Annotated in this window: 18 protein-coding genes; 10 read left to right on the forward strand and 8 right to left on the reverse strand. The window is 73.6% G+C overall.

The genetic code is table 11. The features are described 5' to 3' along the window. The first annotated feature begins 118 nt into the window (after nucleotides 1-118). The 8 genes from ACGF3C_RS12930 to ACGF3C_RS12965 are packed head-to-tail and all read left to right on the forward strand — an operon-like array spanning nucleotide 119 to nucleotide 8797. Nucleotides 119-1795, forward strand: a complete 1677-nt coding sequence (locus ACGF3C_RS12930; protein ID WP_393221577.1) for an HAD-IIIA family hydrolase — start codon at nucleotides 119-121, stop codon at nucleotides 1793-1795. Continuing rightward, nucleotides 1792-2766 carry a glycosyltransferase gene (locus ACGF3C_RS12935; RefSeq protein WP_357225330.1) on the forward strand — a complete coding sequence of 325 codons (975 nt, stop codon included), beginning with the start codon at nucleotides 1792-1794 and terminating at the stop codon, nucleotides 2764-2766. The genes ACGF3C_RS12930 and ACGF3C_RS12935 overlap by 4 nt, the downstream gene beginning before the upstream one ends. Further along, complete coding sequence (locus tag ACGF3C_RS12940; protein WP_355007230.1) at nucleotides 2751-3968, forward strand: glycosyltransferase; 1218 nt, start codon at nucleotides 2751-2753, stop codon at nucleotides 3966-3968. Before ACGF3C_RS12935 ends, ACGF3C_RS12940 begins: the two co-directional genes overlap by 16 nt. After that, the gene (locus ACGF3C_RS12945; protein ID WP_393221930.1) at nucleotides 3965-4681 is read left to right on the forward strand and encodes an SIS domain-containing protein; all 717 of its coding nucleotides are present in this window, start codon (nucleotides 3965-3967) and stop codon (nucleotides 4679-4681) included. The genes ACGF3C_RS12940 and ACGF3C_RS12945 overlap by 4 nt, the downstream gene beginning before the upstream one ends. 40 nt (nucleotides 4682-4721) lie before the next feature. Then, nucleotides 4722-6182, forward strand: coding sequence for a PfkB family carbohydrate kinase (locus ACGF3C_RS12950; protein WP_393221580.1), 1461 nt, complete (start codon nucleotides 4722-4724; stop codon nucleotides 6180-6182). Further along, nucleotides 6179-6880, forward strand: coding sequence for an SDR family oxidoreductase (locus ACGF3C_RS12955; protein ID WP_357225320.1), 702 nt, complete (start codon nucleotides 6179-6181; stop codon nucleotides 6878-6880). The genes ACGF3C_RS12950 and ACGF3C_RS12955 overlap by 4 nt, the downstream gene beginning before the upstream one ends. Next, nucleotides 6877-7830 (forward strand): glycosyltransferase family 9 protein, encoded by a 954-nt coding sequence (locus ACGF3C_RS12960; protein ID WP_393221584.1) that lies wholly within the window; start codon nucleotides 6877-6879, stop codon nucleotides 7828-7830. Before ACGF3C_RS12955 ends, ACGF3C_RS12960 begins: the two co-directional genes overlap by 4 nt. After that, nucleotides 7814-8797 carry a DNA topoisomerase IB gene (locus ACGF3C_RS12965; RefSeq protein WP_357225311.1) on the forward strand — a complete coding sequence of 328 codons (984 nt, stop codon included), beginning with the start codon at nucleotides 7814-7816 and terminating at the stop codon, nucleotides 8795-8797. Before ACGF3C_RS12960 ends, ACGF3C_RS12965 begins: the two co-directional genes overlap by 17 nt. Before the next feature lie 155 nt (nucleotides 8798-8952). Here ACGF3C_RS12965 and ACGF3C_RS12970 read toward each other — a convergent pair whose 3' ends face one another. Together ACGF3C_RS12970 and ACGF3C_RS12975 are read right to left on the reverse strand one after the other, a co-directional pair. Further along, nucleotides 8953-9987 carry a helix-turn-helix domain-containing protein gene (locus ACGF3C_RS12970; protein WP_393221588.1) on the reverse strand — a complete coding sequence of 345 codons (1035 nt, stop codon included), beginning with the start codon at nucleotides 9985-9987 and terminating at the stop codon, nucleotides 8953-8955. Nucleotides 9988-9996: 9 nt separating this feature from the next. After that, complete coding sequence (locus tag ACGF3C_RS12975) at nucleotides 9997-10758, reverse strand: TetR/AcrR family transcriptional regulator (protein WP_393221591.1); 762 nt, start codon at nucleotides 10756-10758, stop codon at nucleotides 9997-9999. Between the two features lie 82 nt (nucleotides 10759-10840). Here ACGF3C_RS12975 and ACGF3C_RS12980 point away from each other — a divergent pair, with 82 nt between their 5' ends. Then, a complete protein-coding gene (locus ACGF3C_RS12980) occupies nucleotides 10841-12430 on the forward strand; it encodes an MFS transporter (RefSeq protein WP_393221594.1) in 1590 nt (529 codons plus the stop codon). On the opposite strand, the gene ACGF3C_RS12985 is transcribed toward ACGF3C_RS12980, so the two are convergent. The 4 genes from ACGF3C_RS12985 to ACGF3C_RS13000 form a co-directional block, all read right to left on the reverse strand. Further along, nucleotides 12420-12923 (reverse strand): hypothetical protein, encoded by a 504-nt coding sequence (locus ACGF3C_RS12985; protein ID WP_357233248.1) that lies wholly within the window; start codon nucleotides 12921-12923, stop codon nucleotides 12420-12422. The two genes, ACGF3C_RS12980 and ACGF3C_RS12985, sit on opposite strands and share 11 nt — an antisense overlap. 88 nt (nucleotides 12924-13011) lie before the next feature. After that, a complete protein-coding gene (locus tag ACGF3C_RS12990; RefSeq protein ID WP_357233246.1) occupies nucleotides 13012-14643 on the reverse strand; it encodes a RecQ family ATP-dependent DNA helicase in 1632 nt (543 codons plus the stop codon). 73 nt (nucleotides 14644-14716) lie between these two features. Further along, nucleotides 14717-15667 carry a TIGR03557 family F420-dependent LLM class oxidoreductase gene (locus ACGF3C_RS12995; RefSeq protein ID WP_357202629.1) on the reverse strand — a complete coding sequence of 317 codons (951 nt, stop codon included), beginning with the start codon at nucleotides 15665-15667 and terminating at the stop codon, nucleotides 14717-14719. Nucleotides 15668-15754: 87 nt separating this feature from the next. Further along, nucleotides 15755-15880: a hypothetical protein gene (locus ACGF3C_RS13000; protein WP_255750123.1), complete on the reverse strand. Its 126-nt coding sequence runs from the start codon at nucleotides 15878-15880 to the stop codon at nucleotides 15755-15757. A 217-nt stretch (nucleotides 15881-16097) separates the two neighbouring features. Between ACGF3C_RS13000 and ACGF3C_RS13005 the strand changes: the two genes are divergently transcribed. Next, nucleotides 16098-17588: a glycoside hydrolase family 3 protein gene (locus tag ACGF3C_RS13005; RefSeq protein ID WP_393221600.1), complete on the forward strand. Its 1491-nt coding sequence runs from the start codon at nucleotides 16098-16100 to the stop codon at nucleotides 17586-17588. 9 nt (nucleotides 17589-17597) lie between these two features. On the opposite strand, the gene ACGF3C_RS13010 is transcribed toward ACGF3C_RS13005, so the two are convergent. Both ACGF3C_RS13010 and ACGF3C_RS13015 read right to left on the reverse strand, forming a co-directional pair. Continuing rightward, nucleotides 17598-17885, reverse strand: a complete 288-nt coding sequence (locus ACGF3C_RS13010; RefSeq protein WP_357232717.1) for a GNAT family N-acetyltransferase — start codon at nucleotides 17883-17885, stop codon at nucleotides 17598-17600. Beyond that, entirely contained in the window at nucleotides 17882-19108 is a 1227-nt protein-coding gene (locus tag ACGF3C_RS13015; RefSeq protein ID WP_393221603.1) for a cysteine desulfurase-like protein, read from the reverse strand. Before ACGF3C_RS13015 ends, ACGF3C_RS13010 begins: the two co-directional genes overlap by 4 nt. Nucleotides 19109-19191 lie beyond the last annotated feature (83 nt).

Raw genomic sequence — 19191 nt, forward strand, 5'->3', positions numbered from 1 at the left:
CGGCGGGGTTAGCTTCTCCGGGGCGGCGGGTAAGGCCTTCCCGGGGCATCGCCGGCGGCGCTGGCCCACCCCCTTGACGGCGACGTTTACTCCTCGGGGCGCAGGGAACCCGCCGGCTGTGCGACAGGACCAGGATGATCCGTATCAGCGCAGGTCAGCACAGGTGTACGCCGCCGCTGACCGCGCCGGTTCCGGATCTGTCGCAAGCCCCCGAGCGGTGCTCTACGACGCGGTGCTGCTGGACCGCGACGGCACCCTGATCGAGGACGTGCCGTACAACGGCGACCCGGAGAAGGTCCGGCCGGTGCCGGGCGCGCGGGCGGCGCTGGACCGGCTGCGCGCGTCCGGGCTGCGGCTGGCGGTCGTCACGAACCAGTCGGGCCTGGCCCGGGGCTACTTCACCGCCGAGCAGATGCGGGCGGTGCACGCCCGCGTCGAGGAGCTGCTGGGCCGGTTCGACGCGTGGTTGGTCTGCCCACATGACGACGCCGACGGCTGTGACTGCCGCAAGCCGGCGCCGGGCCTGGTGTACGCCGCCGCCCGCGAGCTGGGCACGACGCCGTCCCGCTGCGTACTCGTTGGCGACATCGGTCGGGACATCGGCGCCGCCATGGCCGCCGGAGCCGCTGGGGTGCTGGTGCCGACCCCGGTGACCCGGCCGGAGGAGGTCGCCGCCGCCGGGTGGGTGGCCAACGACCTGCCTGCTGCGGTGGCGGAGATCCTGCGCCGCCAACAGGCCGTGCAGCCCGCGACCCCGCCCAGCGAACCGGTACGGACGGCGCTGGTGGTCCGCTCGGATTCGGCCGGTGACGTGCTGGTCACCGGCCCGGCGATCCGCGCCGTCGCGGCCGGAGCGCAGCGGGTGGTGCTGCTGTGCGGCCCGCGCGGTCGGGCCGCCGCCAACCTTCTGCCCGGCGTCGACGAGATCATCGAACATCCGCTGCCGTGGATCGACCCCACGCCGGGGCGTGTCGACCCGGAGGCCATGCGGAGCCTGACCGCGCGGTTGGGCGCGGTCGGCGCGGACCAGGCGGTGGTGTTCACCTCGTTCCACCAGTCCGCCCTGCCGCTGGCGCTGCTGTTGCGGATGGCGGGGATCAACCGGATCGCGGCGATCAGCGACGACTATCCGGGCTCGCTGCTGGACATCCGGCACCGGGTGCCGGTGGGCGTCCCCGAACCCGAACGTGCCCTTTCCCTGGCCGCCGCCGCCGGCCATCGGCTGCCCGACGGCGACGAACCGGTCCTGCGGCTGCGCCGGGACGCCGTTCCACCACGCCCGGCCGACCTGGGCGATCCGGGGTACGTGGTGCTGCACCCCGGATCGGCCGCGTCGAGCCGGGCCTGCCCGCCCGACGTGGCCACCCGGATCGCCGGGGCGCTGGTCGACGCCGGGCACCGGGTGCTGGTCACCGGCGGCCCGGACGAGCGCGCTGTCACCGCCCAGGTCGCCGCAGCCGGCGGGACCGACCTGGGCGGCCGCACCGACCTGGCCGGCTTGGCCGCGATCGTCGCGGACGCCAGCGCTGTCGTGGTCGGAAACACCGGGCCCGCGCACCTGGCGGCGGCCGCCGGTGTGCCGGTGGTGAGTCTCTTCGCGCCGACCGTCCCGTTCGGTCAGTGGGGGCCCTACCGGGTGCCCACCGTCCGGCTCGGCGACGCCGCCGCGCCCTGCCGGGACACCCGGGCGGCCAGTTGCCCGGTCCCCGGGCACCCCTGCCTCAGCGGTGTCGATCCGGGCGACGTGGTCGACGCGCTCCGGACCCTCACCGCCAGCGGTGGTGGCGGCCGATGAACATCCTGCTCTGGCACGTGCACGGCTCCTGGACCACGTCGTTCGTGCACGGCAGCCACCGCTACCTGATTCCCACCACACCCGACCGTGGCCCGTACGGCCTCGGCCGGGCCCGCACCTACCCGTGGCCGGACAGCGCGGTCGAGGTCAGCCCGGAGGAGCTGCCGAGCGCTGACGTCGACCTGGTCATCCTGCAACGCCCCGAGGAGATCGACCGGGCCGAGCAGTGGCTCCGTCGCCGCCCCGGCCGCGACCTTCCGGCGATCTACGTCGAGCACAACACCCCCAAGGGCGACGTGCCGAACACCCGTCACCCGATGGCCGACCGCGACGACCTGCTCATCGCCCACGTCACCGGGTTCAACCAGATCTTCTGGGACACCGGCGACACCCGCACCACAGTGGTCGACCACGGCATCGTCGCCCCCTCCGCGTCCTACACCGGGGAGCTGGACCGGCTCGCCGTGGTGATCAACGAGCCGGTGCGGCGAGGTCGGGTCACCGGCACCGACCTGCTGCCCCAGTTCGCCGAGATCGCGCCGCTGGACGTGTTCGGCATGGGCGTCGCCGGCCTGGCCGACCACCTCGGGCTGCCCGCGGACCGGCTGACCAGCCACGACGACGTGCCCCAGGAGCGGATGCACACCGAACTGGCCCGGCGGCGGGCGTACCTGCACCTGTGCCGGTGGACCTCCCTCGGGCTCAGCCTCATCGAGGCGATGTCGATCGGCATGCCGGTCGTCGCGCTCGCCACCACCGAGGCGGTGATGGCGGTGCCCCCGGAGGCGGGGGCGCTCGCCACCCGGACCGACACCCTGCTCGACGCCGCCCGCCGGTTCATCGCCGAACCGGACACCGCGCGGCAGGCCGGAGCGGCGGCGCGAACCGCCGCGCGCGACAGATACGGCCTCGACCGTTTCCTCGCTGACTGGGACCGGCTGCTGGAGGAGGAAGTATGCGGATCGCGATGATCTCGGAGCACGCCAGCCCGCTCGCCGTCCTCGGAGGGGAGGATGCCGGCGGCCAGAACACGCACGTCGCGGAGCTGTCCGCCGCGCTCGCCGCCGCCGGGCACGAGGTGCGGGTCTACACCCGCCGCGACGCACCTGACCTGCCGGTGACCGTCCGCAGCCCGGACGGGTACGACGTGGTGCACGTGCCGGCCGGCCCGGCCGAGCCGGTGGCCAAGGACGCGCTGCTGCCGCACATGCGGGAGTTCAGCCGCTGGCTGATCGAGCGGTGGCGCGGCGGCGACTGGGTGCCCGAGGTGATCCACGCGCACTTCTGGATGAGTGGCCTGGCGGCGCTGACCGCCGGCCGGCAGACCGGGGTGCCGGTGGTGCAGACGTACCACGCGTTGGGCACCGTGAAGCGCCGCTACCAGGGAGTGCAGGACACCAGCCCGGCCCGCCGGATCTCCTACGAGCGGGAGCTGGGCCGCTCGGTGGACCGGATCGTCGCGCAGTGCCGTGACGAGGTGGGCGAGCTGGTCCGGATGGGTGTGCCCCGGTCCCGGATGACGGTGGTGCCCTCCGGGGTCAACCTCGCCACCTTCGCCCCACTCGGGCCGGCCGCCGACCGGGAACCGGGACGGGCCCGCATCCTCACCGTGGGTCGGCTGGTCGAGCGCAAGGGCTTCCAGACCGTGGTCCGCGCGATGGAGCTGGTGCCGGACGCCGAGTGCGTGGTCGTCGGCGGCCCACCCGAGGGGCTGTTGGAGACCGACCCGTACGCCCGCCGGCTGCGGGCACTCGCGGAGTCGTGCGGGGTGGCCGACCGGGTGCACCTGGTCGGCGCGGTGCCCCGGGAGGAGATGGGCCGCTGGTACCGCTCGGCGGACCTGCTGGTCGCTGCGCCCTGGTACGAGCCGTTCGGGTTGACCCCGCTGGAGGCGATGGCCTGTGGGGTGCCGGTCGTCGGCACGGCCGTGGGCGGCATCCGGGACACCGTTGTCGACGGGACGACCGGTGACCTCGTGCCGGCCCGGGACCCGCACGCGCTGGCCGCCGCGATACAGGGACTGCTCGACGACCGGATCAGGCGCTTCGCGTACGCGACGGCGGCGCGTGAGCGGGCCCGGGAACGGTACTCGTGGGCGGCCACCGCCGAGCGGCTGGTCGAGGTCTACAGCGAGGTCGCCGCCGTGCGCCGGCCGACCCGGGTGGTGGCCTGATGCCGACGGGCAGCCTGCTCGACACGCATTTGACGAACCTCGCCGCGGCACTGGTGCCGTACCGACGGTGTGAGCGACAGTTGGCGCGCTGGGGCGCGGACCTGGCCCACCGGCTGGTCGCCGGGGGTCGCCTGCTGGTGGCCGGCAACGGCGGCAGTGCCGCCGAAGCCCAGCACCTCACCGCCGAGTTGGTCGGCAAGCTGCACGACGACCGTCAGCCGCTGTCCGCGATCGCGCTGCACGCCGAGACGAGCGCGCTCACCGCCATCGCCAACGACTACGGCTACACCGAGGTGTACGCCCGCCAGGTGCGCGCCCACGGCCGCCCGGGCGACATCCTGCTGTTGCTGAGCACCAGCGGGACCAGCCCCAACCTGGTCGCCGCCGCGCGGGCGGCCCGCGAGGTCGGGGTGACCACCTGGGCGCTCACCGGCACCGCCCCCAATCCGCTCGCCGAGGCCTGCGACGACGTGCTGGCCGTCGCGTCCCCGGACACCCAGGTCGTCCAGGAGCTGCACCTGGTGACCAGTCATCTGCTCTGCGAGTACCTCGAACAGGAGTTGCCCGCCGCGCTGGCGGCAGCCGCCGATCCGGCGGTCGTCCACCCCGTGCCCGGGGAGCCCGCACCGGCCGGTCGGCTGCCTGCCGCGTCGGTACGCACCGGGGTCGAGGTGGTGCTCGACGGCGGGCCCGGACGGCAGGTCGACGCGTGAGCCGGACAGCGGGTCGGCGCGTGAGGATGAGGAGGCAAGCGTGAGGGGACCGGTGGTGGTGCTCGGGGACACCCTGCTCGACCGGGACGTGGAAGGTGTGGTGAACCGGCTCTGCCCGGACTCCCCGGTGCCGGTGCTCGACGAGACGGTGGCCACCGACCGACCGGGGGGCGCCGGGTTGGCGGCGGTGTTCGCCGCCGCGCAGGGCGCCGAGGTGGTGCTGGTGACGGCGCTCGCCGATGACGCCGGCGGGGCCCGACTGAGCGCGTTGCTCGCCGCCGCCGGCGTGCAGGTGTACCCACTGGCCCTTTCCGGCGCGACGCCGGAGAAGATCCGGCTGCGGGCCCGGGGGCGGGTGCTGCTGCGCCACGACCGGGGCGGCATGTCCGGGGAGCCGGGTCAGCCCTCCGACGAGGTGCTCCGGGTGATCGCCGAGGCGTCTGCGGTGCTGGTCAGCGACTACGGCCGGGGGGTGGCGCGGGAGCCCGCGTTGCGCGCCGCGTTGGCCGCCACCCGCGCGCCGGTGGTGTGGGACCCGCATCCGCGCGGCCCGGCGGCCGTGCCCGGCGTACACCTGGCCACGCCGAACGAGTCCGAGGTGCGTGAGCTGGTCCCCGCGCTGCCCGGCGCGTCCCGACTGGCCACCGCGTCGCGGGGTGCGCAGGGACTACGGCGGCGCTGGCGGGCCGGCGCGGTCGCGGTGACGCTGGGCGGCGACGGCGCGCTGCTCTGCCACGCCGGGTCGACGCCGCTGGTGGTGCCGACGCCGGGTAGCGCGGAGGGGGACACCTGCGGTGCCGGCGACCGGTTCGCGGCGGCGGCCAGCGTCGCACTGGCCCAGGGCGCGCTGGTCTCCGAGGCGGTGCAGGTGGCGGTCGCCGAGGCGTCCGCGTACGTGGCCGGTGGGGGAGTGGCCACGGCGCTGCCTCCGTCGACGCCGGCGATGCGGGGCCGGAGCGCGCCGGAGCCGCGCGCACTCCAGCCGGGACCACGGGGTGGTGCGATGGCCGACCGGGTGGGAGTGGCCGCTGTCGCCACGCTCCTGGGTGAGGTACGCGCCGCGGGTGGCACTGTGGTGGCGACCGGCGGTTGCTTCGACCTGCTGCACGCCGGGCACGTGGCCACCCTGGAGGCGGCCCGGCAGCTCGGCGACTGTCTCATCGTCTGCCTGAACTCCGACGCCAGCGTGGCCGGGTTGAAGGGGCCGGACCGGCCGGTGCAGTCCGAAGACGACCGCAGCCGACTGCTGGCCGCGTTGAGCTGCGTCGACGCGGTCCTCATCTTCGACGAGCCGACCCCGCAGGCGGCGCTGTCCTGGGTACGCCCCGACGTCTGGGTCAAGGGCGGCGACTACGCCACCGGCGGTGGGGACGCCAGCGCCGCACTGCCGGAGGCGGAGGTCCTGCGCCGGTGGGGTGGGAACACAGTCGTGGTGCCCTATCTGGACGGTCGTTCCACCACCGACCTGATCGTCCGCACGCTCGCGGAGCGGACCCGATGACCGCCACGCGGTCCGGTGCCGGGCCCACCGTCCTGATCACCGGGGGCTCCAGCGGCCTCGGCGCCGCTGTGGTCGCCGCGGTGGCCGCCTCCGGTGGCCGTCCGGTCGTGCTGGACCGGCAGCCGCCGGCCGACGGGGTGTCCTGGACCGAGTGCGACCTGGCCGACACGCGAGCTGCCGAGGTGGCCACCCGGCACCTCGCCGAGCAGGCAGGCGGCCTGGACGCCGTGGTGACCGCCGCCGGCACGGACGTGCCGGGCCGACTCGCCGACCTGCCGGGGGAGACCTGGGACCGGATCGTCGCCGTCGATCTGCTGGCCACCGCGGCGGTGATCCGGGCCGCGCTGCCGTTCCTGCTGACCTCCCGGGGCCGCATCGTCACCGTCGCCTCGACCCTGGGCGTCAAGGCGGTCAGCGACGCCACCGCGTACTGCGCGGCGAAGTTCGGCGTGGTGGGGTTCACCCGAGCCCTCGCCGCCGAGCTGGCCGGTCAGGTCGGCGTCACCCTGCTCATCCCGGGTGGGATGCGCACCTCGTTCTTCGACGAACGTGACCCGCAGTACAAGCCGGGGCCGGACGCGAACCTCAACGAGCCCGCCGACACCGCCGCCGCGATCATGTTCGCGCTCAATCAGCCGCCCGGTTGCGCGGTGCGCGAGATGGTGGTCTGCGCCGAGCAGGAGACGTCGTACCCGTGATCCTCGTGCTGCGCGCCCTCGGCGTCGGCGACCTGGTGACCGCGGTGCCCGCGCTGCGGGCGCTGCGGGCCGCGTACCCGTCGCGGGAGCTGGCGCTCGCCGCGCCCGGCTGGCTGGCCCCGCTGGTCGACCTGGTCGGTGACGTCGACCGGCTGGTGGACACCGCGGGGCTGGATCGCCCTCTCCGGGCGGGGTCGGCCCCGTGGACGGCTGTCAACCTGCACGGGCGCGGCCCGCAGTCGCACCGGCTGCTCGCGGCCACCCGGCCCGGTCGGCTTCTCGCCTTCGCCAGCCCGGACGCCGGCTTCGCCGACGGCCCGCGCTGGGCCGTCGACGAGCACGAGGTGGACCGGTGGTGCCGGCTGCTGTCCTGGTACGACATCCCGGCCGACCGCGCCGACCTGACCCTGCGTCGGCCCGCTGCGGCGGGGCTGCCCAGCGGTGTCACGGTGCTGCACCCGGGCAGCAAGATCCCGGCCAAGCGGTGGCCCGCCGAGCGGTTCGCCGGTCTGGCCCGGGCACTGACCGACCAGGGGCACCGGGTGCTCGTCACCGGCTCGGCCGACGAACGGGCGCTGGCGGCCCGGGTGGCCGAGGCGGCGGGCCTGAGCTCCGACGCCGTGCTGGCCGGCCGGACCGACCTCGGCGTACTCGCCGCGTTGGTGGCCGACGCCCGGCTGGTGGTCAGCGGGGACACCGGCGTCGCCCACCTGGCCACCGGGTACGGCACCCCGTCGGTCGTCCTCTTCGGGCCGGTGCCACCGGCGCACTGGGGGCCTCCACCGGACCGGCCACGGCACCGGGTGCTCTGGGCCGGCGAGGGGGATTGGCCCAGGTGGGATGGGGTAGGAAGCCACCCGACGATGACGGCTCTGCGCCTCGACGAGGTGCTGGCCGCCGTGGCCGAGGTGGAGAAGGTGGTGCGGGTCTCCGGTGCGGTTGCGGCGTAGCGACCCGGGTCGACCGGGGTACGGACGGCGTCGGCGCGGTCGGGGCTGGCTCTTCGTCGACCCGTCCGGTGCGCCGGTGCGGGATCCGGACGTCCTGGCCCGGCTGCGGGAGTTGGTCATCCCGCCGGCCTGGCAGGACGTGTGGATCGCGCCGCACCCGAACGGGCACATCCAGGCGATCGGGATCGACGCGGCCGGACGCAAGCAGTACGTCTACCACCCGCGGTGGCGGGAGAAGCAGGACGAGGCGAAGTTCGACCGCGTGCTGGAGGTGGCCCGGCGGCTGCCGGCGCTGCGTGAGCGGGTGGGGCGCGACCTGGACGGGCCCGGACTGGGCCGGGACCGGGTTTTGGCCACTGTGGCCCGACTGCTGGACATGGGGATGTTCCGGGTCGGCAGCGACCAGTACGCCGCCGGGGACGACCCGACCTACGGGGTCGCCACCCTGCGCCCCGAGCATGCCCGGTCCCGCGGCGGCTGCGTGGTGCTCGTGTTTCCCGCGAAGGGGGGCATCGAGCAGGTACGCCGGATCGAGGACCCGGAGCTGTGCCAGGTGCTGGCCAATCTGCGCCGTCGTCGACGACGGGCGGAGCGGCTGTTCGGCTACTGGGACGGCAGGGAGTGGCGCGACGTGCGCAGCGACGAGGTCAACGGGTACCTGCGCGACGCCAGCGGTGGGGAGATGACCGCGAAGGACTTCCGCACCTGGCACGCCACGGTGCTCGCGGCCACCGAGTTGGCCACCGCCGGTCCGGCCCGCTCGGTGACCGCCCGGCGCAAGGCGGTGGTCGCTGTGATGCGTGCGGTGGCGGAGCTGCTGGGCAACACGCCGACGGTGGCTCGCGCGTCCTACGTGGATCCTCGGGTGGTCGACCTCTACCACGACGGAGTGGTGGCGTCGGTGGATCCGCAGGCGCCTCGCGAGGAGGCGGAGCAGGTGGTCCTGAAGCTGCTGGAGGGGGCCTGACCGGCCCCGTCGGCGATTCTGGGGGGAAGCGCGACGGAGCCGGAGCCTCGGGCCTGAGCGGGGTGCCACCGGGCGGCCGCCCGCCGCTCGCGCGGCGGGCGCCTCGCCACGGCCCCCGTTGGCGGCCCACCAGGTGATGGCCGGCCGCGTTGGTGTCAGTCTGCCGGCAGCGAGTTGACCGTGGACGCCCGGCGGTTGACGATCCGCGCCAGATCCGAGCGGCTGTCGCGGTGTTCCTGCGGGGTGGTGCCGTACGCGGCCCGGAAAGCCCGGCTGAAGTGGGCCTTGTCGGAAAAGCCCCATCGCGCCGCGACGGTCTGCACCGGCTGGTTGCGCAGCGCCGGGTCGGTCAGGTCGCGCCGGCACCGGGCCAGCCGCAGTTCCCGGATGTACGACGCCACTGTGGTGTCCTCGGCCTCGAACAACCGGTGCAGGGACCGCACCGAGATGTGGTGGGCGTCGGCGACCACCTGCGGGCCGAGGGTCGCGTCGCCGAGGTGGCGGTGGATGTACGACTGCACCTGGGTGAGCAGCGCCCGGCGGCGGACCTCGGTGGGCACGGCGTCCTCGGCGACGAGGTGCCGGCCGAGCATGGTGGTGGCCAGGTCGAGGCCCACCGCGCCGAGCCGGCTGGCGTCGGCGGCATGGTACTGCTCGGGATGCCCGGTGACCTGGAGCAGGAACTGTGCCAGCAACGCCCCGATCCCCTCGCTGCCGGACATCCGGCCGCCGTAGAGGGCTGCCATCCGCTGCGGCGGTAGGGGCAGGGCGGCGTGCGGGATCAGCGTGATGATCGAGGTGGCCTTGGCCCGTTCGGGTTCGGTCGCGTGGTGGCAGACGTCGTGCGGTCGGGACCCGTCGTAGAAGGTGAACTCGCCGGCGAGGATCTCGCTGCGGCGACCGTCCTGGCTGGATGTGCCGATGCCGCCGGTGGTGAGGGCGAGGATGTAAAACTCCGGGTCGGACTGACGGACCAGCTTCCGGGTCCGGGTGGCGTCCAGGGACGGGTATTCGTACTGCACCAGCTGGATCGGGCCGAGCGCGATGAAGTCGGCGCGGGCGGCGAAGTCGTCGCTGTGCGCGGACTGGATGCGCAGCGGCGCCGAGGTGCGCGCCACCAGGTCCAGCCACATGCCGAACCGTTCGCCCGGTGGCAGGACCGTGGTGTCGATGGTGTCTCTCGGCAGCATCGGACTCCCTCAGCCCGCTCGACGCAGGATCAGCGCCTCGACCCCGTCGAGGATCCGGTCCAGGCCGAAGGCGAACTCGTCGTCGGGGTTGTCGTCCTGGTAGAGCACGCCGGCATCGAGCACCCGGTGCAGCGCGGGGAAGCGGGCGGGGTCGATGAGCCGTGCCACCAGCCGACCGTACGCCGGCATCATCTCACTGGCCTCGACGCCGGCCGCCCGGCTGCCCTCGGCAATCTGCGAGATGAGGGTGGCCTCGTTGCGGACGTACCCGGTGATCAGCAGGAGCACCGACATCTTCTCGCCCTCGCCGAGCGTGGTGCCGTCGAGGCAGCGCAGCCCGTCCTCCATCCAGCCGAGCTGCTGCGGCGTGATCGGTGGGCCGCTGATCGGCACGTGCAGCAGCCAGGATCGTTGCCGCAGCACCTCGTGCTCGGCCCAGGCCCACCGGGTGAGGCCGGCGCGCCAGTCGTCCTCCGGCGCGGGTGGGCCGGGGGACGGGCCGTACCCGGTGTCCACCATGAGCATCAGCAGCTCGTCCTTCGAGCCGACGTACCGGTAGAGGGCCATTGTCGCGGCGCCCAGCTCCTTGGCCACCCGGCTCATCGAGACGGCCGCCAGGCCGTCGGCGTCGGCCACGCGTACGGCGGCGTCCACGATGGTGGGCACGCTCATTCCCGGCCGGGGGCCCTTGGGTGGTCGCTCCCGCAGCCCCCACGCGCTCTCGATGGCCGGCGGGAGTACGGGCCCGCCGTCGTCTGTCTTCGCCGCCACATTTCCTCCTTGCCCTGCCATCCTAGTTCTGCGTATGGTCTACGCATAACAGCGTACGTCATACGCAGAAGGAGAACTGATCATGGCGATCACCACCACACCGGCACCGCGGGCGGGCCGACGGGAGTGGATCGGGCTCACCGTGCTGATGCTGCCGCTGCTGCTGGTCTCGATGGACGTGTCGGTGCTCTACTTCGCCGTCCCGTTCATCAGCGCGGAGTTGCGCCCCACCGCCACCGAGCAGCTCTGGATCTTCGACATCTACGGCTTCGTGCTGGCCGGGCTGCTCATCACCATGGGCGCCCTGGGTGACCGGATCGGCCGACGCCGGCTCCTGCTGATCGGCGCCACCGCGTTCGGCGCGGCGTCGCTGCTGGCCGCGTACGCCGACAGCACCGCGACGCTCATCGCCGCGCGTGCCGTGCTCGGCGTCGGTGGGGCCACCCTGATGCCCTCGACGCTCGCGCTGGTGCGCAACATGTTCCACGACGCCAAGCAGCGCGGCACGGCCATCGCCGTCTGGACCGCCACTCTCACCGGCGGCATCGCGATCGGGCCGGTGCTCAGCGGCATCCTGCTGGAGCACTTCTGGTGGGGCTCGATCTTCCTGATCAACATCCCGGCGATGCTGATGTTGCTACTGCTCGTGCCGCTCCTGGTGCCCGAGTTCCGCAACCCGGCGACCGGGCGGTTCGACCTGGTCAGCGCGGCCCTGTCGCTCGGCGCGCTACTGCCGGTGATCTACGGCATCAAGGAGATGGCCCGGGACGGCCTCAGCCCGGCGCGCGTCCTCGCCATCGTCGGCGGTCTGCTGGTGGGGGCGCTCTTCCTGCACCGGCAGCGGACCCAGGCGTACCCGATGGTCGACCTCACGCTGTTCCGCCGCCGCGGCTTCGCCGGATCGCTCGCTGTCAACCTGCTGGCGATGTTCGCCATCGTCGGCTTCGCCATTTTCACCACCCAGCACCTCCAACTGGTGCTCGGCCTGAGCCCGCTGCGGGCGGCACTGTGGAGCCTCGTGCCGTCCCTCGCCGTCGGCGGAGTCGCGCCGGCCGCGGCCGCCCTCGCCCAGCGCGTCGAACGGGCGTACCTGATCGGTACGGGGTTCGGAATCGCCGTGGTCGGTTTCGTGGTGTTGACCCGGGTCACCCCGGAGACGCCGCTGTGGCTGCTGCTCGTCGGCGCCAGTGTCTACGCCGCCGGCCTGGTGATGGTGATGTCTCTCGTCACTGAGCTGGTCATCGGCGCGGCACCGCCCGAGCAGGCAGGTGTCGCCTCGGCGCTGACCGAGTCCAGCAGCGAGCTGGGCGGTGCGCTGGGGATGGCGATCCTGGGCAGCGTGGGCGCGGCGGTCTACCGCCGCGAGATCGTCGACGGCCTGCCGGCCGGGCTGCCCGCCGACACCACCGACGCGGCCCAGGAGACCCTGGGCGGTGCGCTCGCGGTCGCCCAGGGGTTGCCGGCGGAGCTGGCCGACGCGGTGCGGAACGCCGCCGCTGTCGCGTTCACCGACGGGCTGCACCTGGCCGCGTACGCCGCCATGGCGGTGATGCTGCTGGGCGCGCTCACCGCGCTGGTCGCGCTGCGCGGCGTCCGACCGGCCGACTCCACGGCGCTGGCCGCCGAGCCGACCGGTCCGGCCGACACCTCGTTGTCGTCGGTCAGTCGATGAGCACGTGCGCGAGGCGGTCGCGGAAACGCCGCTCGGAGTCGCTGACCGACTCGCCGCCGATGCCCAGCAGCCCGCCGCTGGACGCGGCGCCCACCACCTGCTCGGCGATCTTCACGAGCCAGTGCTTGTACGCGCCGGCCTCGCCCTCGTCGACCCGCGCGGCCAGCAACGCGCCGGCCTCGCCGGCCCGCAACAGCACGTCGTCGATGTACGCCCCCGGGTCGGCGGGCGCGATGACCGGCAGCTCCTCGCCGGCCTCCGGGTCACCGACCCGGGTGACGATCTCGCCGGCCACGGCGACCACCAGCGGGCTGGCCGACTCCCGGCCGGCGGCGATGGTCTCCAGCCCGGCCGCGTTCTCCGCCATGGTCCGGCGGGTGCCGTCGGACTCGGCGGCGCTCGCCGCGGTCAACACCGACTGTGGCAGGCCGACCAGCAGCCCCCACTCCTCGTCGGAGAAACCGAACCCGGTGTACGCCGGCTGCTCGATCACGACAACGCCCCTTCCGCCCTGCTCTTCTTGGTCAATCGGTGCTCTGCTTTGTCGATCCACCGGGGCCGCAACCGGCGCCCGGGTCAGGCTAGTCCAGGGTCAGCAGGCCCTGTTCGGACACCACGCGCACCGACAACGTCTTGTACCCGACCTCCTCGAAGAGGACGGTCATCTTGTCCTCCTCGTACGAGAGCACCATGCCCGGCCCCCACTCCGGGTGACGCACCTGACTGTGCACCGGGAACGGCCCGACCGCACCCTGGTCGGCCACGCTGGTGCCGCTGTGGCAGTTGTCGCAGTGCCCGCAGACGTCGCTCATCTGCTCGCCGAAGTAGGCCAGCAGGGTCTGCCCCCGGCAGGCCCTGGTCTCGGCGAAGGCCCGCATCATGTCGGTCCGGGACCGGGTCACCGTCTGCTGGCGTTCCGCCTCGGCGAGGGCCGCCGCGGCGGCGTCCACCGCGGCGGGGGAGTAGCGCGGGGCGCCGATGCGCTGCCGGGCGCGCGGCTCGGCCGCGCCGACCTGCTCCAGCAGGGACAGGTACTGGCCCAGCTTGCGTGGCCCCAGGCCGGTGGTCTCGCGCAGTTCGGTCTTGGTGGCTGCCTTCTTGCGCAGCAGAGCGGCCAGGTCGCGCAGCTCGTTCTCGTCGGGCAGACCGCCGCTGAAGAACCGCTGCAGGCCCACGTCCTCAGCCCGCCACAGCAGCAGGACCCGGGCCGGTTGCCCGTCGCGCCCGGCCCGGCCGATCTCCTGGAAGTAGCTGTCCGGCGAGTCGGGCAGCGCCATGTGCACCACCCAGGCGATGTTCGGCTTGTCGATGCCCATGCCGAACGCCGAGGTCGCCACCATGATCGGGACCTGGTCGGCGAGGAACGCCTCGTGCAGCTCCACGCGGGCACCCATCGGCATCCCACCGTGGTAGAACTGCGCCGGGAAGTCGGCGTCGGTCAACCGGGTGGCCAGCTCCTCGGCGGCGCGGCGGGTCGGCACGTAGATGATCCCCGGCCGGCCCTCGTCGCGCAGCAGCGTCATCAGCCGTCGCCAGCGGTAGTCCTCGTCCGGGCAGTGGGCCACCTCGAGGAAGAGGTTGGGCCGGTCCAGCCCGGAGACCACCACGTCCGGATCGCGCAGCCGCAGCCGGGCGATGATGTCGTCGCGTACCGGCGGTGAGGCGGTGGCGGTGAGCGCCACCACCGGCGGCCGACCGATGCCCTCGATGAGGTGCCCGAGCGCCAGGTAGTCAGGGCGGAAGTCGTGCCCCCAGGCGGAGATGCAGTGCGCCTCGTCGATCGCCACCAGCGCCGGCTTCAGCGCGGCGACCTCGGCCATCCGGTCCGGGTTGCTGAGCTGCTCCGGGGTGATGAAGAGGAACTCCGCCCGGCCCTCGCGGACGTCGGCGAGCGCCTCGGCCTGCTGGGTGGCGGACTCGTTCGAGCTGATCCGCACCGCCCGCAGCTCCGGGCGTTGCCGCTCGTTGAGGGAGGCGATCTGGTCCTGCTGAAGGGCGAGGAGCGGAGAGATCACCACGGTGGGACCGGGGATCAGACTGGCCGGGATCTGGTAGATCGCCGACTTGCCGGCACCGGTGGGCAGCACCACCAGGGCGTCGCGTCGCTTCATGACCGCGCGCATGGCGGCCAACTGGTTGGGCCGCAGGGCGTTCCAGCCGAACAGGCTGCGGGCGGCGCGGCGCAACGTCATCGAATGCGTGGACAGTTTCATCGAGGGCCGGAGGTACCCGAGCCCAGGACAACCGAAACGCATTCGGAAGATCATGGGCTCGGGTGCCAGTGGCTCAGCGCAGCCCGGGCAGGACCTCGCGCTGGTACAGGTCGAACAGACCCTGGTAGTGCGGGCCGGTGTTGGCCACGTAGACCTCGTCGAAGCCGGCCTTGGCGTACTTGTCGATCATCTCCAGGTGCGCGTCGGCGCTGTTGCCGCAGACGAACGCCTTCTTGAGCATCTCCGGCTCGACCAGCTCGGAGGCCTGCTCGAAGTGCCGTGGCGAGGGGAGCACCTGGGACAGTTCGCCCGGCACCCCCGCGTTGGGCCAGCGCTCGTACGCGATCCGCAACCCCTCGTCCTCGCTGTCCGCGTACGCCGCCTTGAATCCGGCCTGGCACGGCTTGTCGCCGCCGCCGTTCTCGCGGAAGCGGCGGACCATCTCGCCGTCGGGCATGGTGCTCACGTAGCCGTCGCCGATCCGGGCGGCCAGGTCGATGGCCTTCGGTCCGAAGCCGGAGACGTAGATCGGCGGGGGAGTGTCGGGCAGCGTGTAGATCCGGGCGTGCTCCACCGTGTAGTGCTTTCCGTGGTGGTTGACGAAACCGCCCTTCCACAGCTCGCGCAGCACCTCGACGGCCTCCTCCAGCATCTCCAGCCGGACGTCCGCCTGCGGCCACGCGTCGCCGAAGATGTGCTCGTTGAGGGCCTCGCCGGTGCCGACGCCGAGCACGAACCGTCCACCGTGCAGCACCGCGCTGGTCGCCGCCGCCTGCGCGATCACCGCCGGGTGGATCCGCACGGTCGGGCAGGTCACCGCCGTGGTCACCGGCAGCGAGCAGACCTGGCTGAGCGCGCCGATCATCGACCAGACGAATGGGCTCTGACCCTGGGCGTCCACCCACGGGTGGTAGTGATCCGAGATCCACAGAGCCTCGAAGCCGGCCTCTTCGGCACCGCGCGCCTGCGCCAGCAACTCGGCGGGCGTGTACTCCTCACTGGACAGAAAATATCCGATCTTCATGGCTTACCCCTTCGGCACGCGGACCTGCTGATGGGGAGAGCCGTACCCCGGCGGCGCACGGTCACACCGGTTCTCGCCGCGGGCGGGTCAGCGTCGCCCGAACATCGCCCGGATCGCGGCGAGGAGCAGCAGAGCGCCGACCACCAGGCCGAGCAGGCGTACGCCGGGGATGTCGGCCGGGCTCGTCGCGTCGGCCAGCAGGACGGGATCCATCCCCGCACTCTCCCCGGGGAGCGGCCCGCCAGGCAACTGTAAGGTTTATTGACTATTGAATCGCTCAGTGTGACCATGGCAGAACCGCCTGCCGGTGGCGGTGCGCCGAGGGCGCGCGAGAGATGGGGTACGGGGGCCGCATGAGCGAGCGCAACCAGCGGATCGACGGGGGCGCATCGTCGCCGGTGATCGATCTCGATCCCTGCGAGGGAGTGGCGTGACCACGTCCAACGGGCACCTCTCGGCGCTCGCCGCCGCCGTCCTGCAACCCGGCTTCGTCGGCACCACCCCACCGCCCTGGGTGTGCCGCTGGCTCGGCGAGGGTCTCGGCTCGGTGGTGCTCTTCGCCCGCAACGTCGTCGACACCGAGCAGGTGACCGCCCTCACCGCGACGCTGCGCGCCGAACGGCCGGACGTCATCGTGGCGATCGACGAGGAGGCCGGTGACGTCACCCGGCTGGAGTCCGTGCACGGCAGCTCCCGACCCGGCAACTTCGCCCTCGGGGCGGTCGACGACCCGGGGCTGACCGAGGCCGTCGCCCGGGACCTCGGCGCCGAGCTGGCCGCGGCGGGGATCACCCTCAACTACGCCCCGGACGCCGACGTCAACTCCAACCCGGCGAACCCGGTGATCGGCGTCCGTTCCTTTGGCGCCGACCCGGTGCTCGTCGCGCGGCACACCGCCGCCTGGGTCCGCGGGCTCCAGGCCGGCGGCGTCGCGGCCTGCGCCAAACACTTCCCCGGCCACGGCGACACCCGGGTCGACTCACACCACGACCTGCCTCGGATCACCGCCGACCGGGACCGGCTGGACGCCTGCGAACTGGCCCCGTTCCGCGCCGCCGTGGCCGCCGGGGTGCAGGCGGTGATGACCGGTCACCTGCTGGTGCCCGCCCTCGACCCGCACCTGCCGGCGACGTTGAGTCAGCGCATCCTGGGTGGGTTGCTCCGCGACGAACTGGGCTTCTCCGGTGTGGTGGTCACCGACGCGATGGAGATGCGCGCGGTCGCCGACCGGTACGGCTTCGCCGGAGCCACTGTCCGCGCCCTCGCCGCCGGGGCTGACGCCGTCTGCATCGGCGGTGAACGGGCTGACGAGCAGGCCGCCCGCGAGCTGCGCGACGCCATCGTGGCCGCCGTCGTCTCCGGTGAGCTGCCCGAGGAACGTCTCGCCGAGGCCGCCAAGCGCGTCGGTCAACTCGCCGCCTGGACGGTGGCCGCCCGCAACTCCGGCTCGGCCGGAGCGCGCGCCGCCGCCGACGTCGGGCTGGTCGCCGCCCGCCGGGCCGTCCGGGTCACCGCCGCCCCGGGTACGACGGTCGCGCTGCCCCTGACCCGCGCGGCACACGTCGTCGAGTTCGAGCCGCCGCGCAACATCGCCATCGGCGCCGAGACCCCGTGGGGCATCGGCGGACCACTGACCGAGCTGCTGCCCGGCACCAGCACGGTCCGTTACGCCGAACCCGACGTGCCGGCGGACCCGGGCGCCGGGGCAGGCAGCCGCCCCCTGGTCCTGGTCGTCCGTGACCAGCACCGGCACGACTGGATGCGGGCCGCCGTGCACCGCGCGTTGGCTGCCCGGCCGGACGCCGTCGTGGTCGAGTTGGGCGTGCCCGAGCTGGTCACCGGGGCGGTGCACCTGGCCACCCACGGCGCCACCCGGGCCAGTGGACGGGCCGCCGCCGAGGTGCTCACCGGCGCCCGCTGACCGCCCGCGCTACGGGAGGTCGGCGACCAGGTCGGCGTACTCGGGGTGCTTGTCGATGAACGCGGCCATGAAGGGGCACTGCGGCACCACTGTCGTGCCGCGTGCCCGGAGCTGGTCCAGGGTGCCGCGGATCAGCGCGCCGCCCACCCCCTTGCCCTGAAAGCTCCGGTCCACCTCGGTGTGGGTGAAGACCAGCACCTCCCCGCGCGGCAGGTACGCGGTGAAGCCGGCCAGCGCGTCGTCGACAAGGATCTCGAAGCGGTGCTTCGCCGGGTTGTCCTCGACCAGGGTGCTCATCCGGCCATTCTCCCCGCCGGCTCGGCCAGCGCGTCGAGTTCGCCGAGCAAACGGTCCACCTCCTCGGCGGTGTTGTAGTGGTAGATGCTGGCCCGCACCGCGCCGCCGCTGTCGCGCAGACCCATCAGCTGGAAGTACTCGTAGGCGTAGTAGTCGCCGACGGAGAGGCAGAACCCGGCGGCACCCAACGCCTCCTGGGTGGCGGCCGGGGACATCCCGGCGACCCGGAACGAGACCGTCGGGCAGCGCCGCGCCGGCGAGCCGTAGACGGTGATCGCCGGCCGCTGCGCCAGCCCGGCGAGCAGCCGGTCCAGTAGCGCCTCCTCGTGCGCCTGGGCGGCGGCCAGCCCCGCCCGGAGCCGGTCCCGCCGGTCCCCGACCGCGTCCGGGTCCAGCCCCGCCAGGTGATCCACCGCCGCGGCCACGCCGGCCAGCAGCGGGAAGCTCGGCGTGCCGTACTCGAACCGGTCCGGCACCGCGTCGGAGGACGGCACCAGCTTCGCCGGGCGCAACGCCGCCCACCGGGCCGGGTCCGCCACCATCGCCGCCAGGTGCGGGCCGGACCACTTGTACGCGCTGGTGACCAGCACGTCGGCCCCGAGCGACGCCAGGTCGGTCGGCCCGTGCGGCACCGAGTGCACCCCGTCGACGTGGACCAGCGCGCCGACCGCGTGCGCGGTCTTGGCGATCGCCGACACGTCCGGCATGGTGCCGATGGCGTTGCTGCCGGCGGTCACCGCGACCAACCGGGTCCGCTCACCCACCAGGTCCACGTACTGGGCCGCGGGCAGCTCACCGGTGTGCCGGTCGACCTCGGCCCAGCGCACCGTCGCACCGGCCGCCTCGGCGGCCTGCACCCACGGCCGCACGTTCGCGTCGTGGTCGAGCCGGGACACCACCACCTCGTCGCCCGGACGCCAGGTCGCGCCGAGCGTGCGGGCCAGGGTGTACGTCAGCGCGGTCGCGCTCGGGCCGAGCACCACCCCGGCCGGGTCGGCGCCGAGCAGATCGGCCACCGCCGAGCGGGCCTCGGCCACCAGCTCCAACGACCGGCGGCCCGCGACATTGGCGGCGCTGCGGTTGCCGACCGCCGACCGCATGGCATCGGTGACCGCGTCGATCACACCGGCCGCGGTCTGGGTGCCGCCGGCACCGTCGAAGTGGACGAAGCCCTCGGTCAGGGCGGGGTACGCGGCCCGGGTGCGGGCGATGTCGAACGGCATGTCCCGGACCCTAGCCGGTGCTCCCCGTGCCATTACCGGCTGCCAGGTGATCACCGTTCGGCGGCGACCTCGCGGATGTCTCG

It is taken from the genome of Micromonospora sp. NPDC047762 (assembly GCF_043204655.1).
Classification (GTDB): domain Bacteria; phylum Actinomycetota; class Actinomycetes; order Mycobacteriales; family Micromonosporaceae; genus Micromonospora.

Excerpts from the sequence above, each read along its gene's own strand:
- ACGF3C_RS12995 (WP_357202629.1), bottom strand. The coding sequence starts at position 15,667 with ATGAAGATCGGATATTTTCTGTCCAGTGAGGAGTACACGCCCGCCGAG.
- ACGF3C_RS12935 (WP_357225330.1), top strand. The coding sequence starts at position 1,792 with ATGAACATCCTGCTCTGGCACGTGCACGGCTCCTGGACCACGTCGTTC.
- ACGF3C_RS12990 (WP_357233246.1), bottom strand. The coding sequence starts at position 14,643 with ATGAAACTGTCCACGCATTCGATGACGTTGCGCCGCGCCGCCCGCAGC.
- ACGF3C_RS13010 (WP_357232717.1), bottom strand. The coding sequence starts at position 17,885 with ATGAGCACCCTGGTCGAGGACAACCCGGCGAAGCACCGCTTCGAGATC.
- ACGF3C_RS13015 (WP_393221603.1), bottom strand. The coding sequence starts at position 19,108 with ATGCCGTTCGACATCGCCCGCACCCGGGCCGCGTACCCCGCCCTGACC.
- ACGF3C_RS12940 (WP_355007230.1), top strand. The coding sequence starts at position 2,751 with ATGCGGATCGCGATGATCTCGGAGCACGCCAGCCCGCTCGCCGTCCTC.
- ACGF3C_RS12970 (WP_393221588.1), bottom strand. The coding sequence starts at position 9,987 with ATGCTGCCGAGAGACACCATCGACACCACGGTCCTGCCACCGGGCGAA.
- ACGF3C_RS12980 (WP_393221594.1), top strand. The coding sequence starts at position 10,841 with ATGGCGATCACCACCACACCGGCACCGCGGGCGGGCCGACGGGAGTGG.
- ACGF3C_RS13000 (WP_255750123.1), bottom strand. The coding sequence starts at position 15,880 with ATGGATCCCGTCCTGCTGGCCGACGCGACGAGCCCGGCCGACATCCCC.
- ACGF3C_RS12955 (WP_357225320.1), top strand. The coding sequence starts at position 6,179 with ATGACCGCCACGCGGTCCGGTGCCGGGCCCACCGTCCTGATCACCGGG.